This is a genomic window from Paenibacillus sp. P4_A7 (assembly GCF_056402455.1).
In genome coordinates, this window is the sequence record NZ_JBFUHJ010000815.1 from 1 (window position 1) to 1076 (window position 1076).

The window sequence follows — 1076 nt, forward strand, 5'->3', positions numbered from 1 at the left end:
GGCATACGCACTATTATCTAAAAAAGGACATTTCATCACTCTCATAGAAATGAAGGTGTTTATAGGTGAAATTAATTGATGAATCCGTATTGAAATTGGCAGAAACATTTCAACTTCCCGAACGGATTTTTAAAGTCGATACATTACCGTGGATTCCCTTTACAGAAAATCATTCCTGTTATTTCAAACCTTTGCGATTCGATTTGAGTACAGGAACATGGATATATCTTTTTAAAATGAAAAGCAATCAAGTCCTAGGAAGGCATAGACATACTGGCGGAGCTGTCATTGGGTACAATATCCAAGGTAATTGGAGATATGAAGGACGGAATTGGAAAGCTACTCCTGGAACATTTATTTTCGAACCGCCCGGAGACATACATACATTGATTACTGAAGATGAAGAAGTGATTACTCTCTTTATATTAGGTGGAACTCTTCAATATTTTAATGACAACGATGAAGTTACAGGTCAAGATGATATTTACACGGTACTTAAAAAGTATAAGGATTTTTGCGTACAAAATAATATTCAAGATAATCATGATTTGATCTATTAATAGTCGAATGCTCAAAGATCGAGTAATGATTACGGAAGGGCGGTTGCTTTGGCAGCCGCTTTTTTCTTAGAATGACTGTTTGTAATCTCGTTGTATAATATGGAAGATAATARTTCGATTACCATCTATAATCTTATCATATTAATTTTTAACAAGGAGATGTACCTCATGGATAAAGTATTAATTACAGGTGCCAACCGTGGCCTAGGATATGAATTATTGAAGATTTATTCTTCTCAAAATTATATGACTTTCCCATTAGTTAGATTAGAAGAATCAGCTCAACTACTATCTACTAAATTCGCAAATTGTTACCCCATTGTAGCAGATTTAACAACTGATGATGCTATTACAGGGATTACTAATGTACTGAGTAATTACACAGAAAATATTGATATTTTGATCAATAATGCAGGCGTTTCGGGGAATGAACATCTTATTGAAACGATTAGAACAGAAGAGGTAAACCATTTATTTAATATTCACTGTTTAGGGCCGATAAGAGCAGTTCAAGCA

General features: G+C 34.0%; 2 protein-coding genes. Both read left to right on the forward strand.

Features of this window, described 5'->3' with window-relative positions; translation table 11 throughout:
* The first annotated feature begins 65 nt into the window (after nucleotides 1-65).
* Nucleotides 66-560 (forward strand): 2,4'-dihydroxyacetophenone dioxygenase family protein, encoded by a 495-nt coding sequence (locus tag AC1DWN_RS34220; protein WP_477563260.1) that lies wholly within the window; start codon nucleotides 66-68, stop codon nucleotides 558-560.
* A 168-nt stretch (nucleotides 561-728) separates the two neighbouring features.
* Nucleotides 729-1076 (forward strand): SDR family NAD(P)-dependent oxidoreductase (locus AC1DWN_RS34225; protein WP_477563261.1); only part of this gene is annotated, 348 nt, incomplete at its 3' end.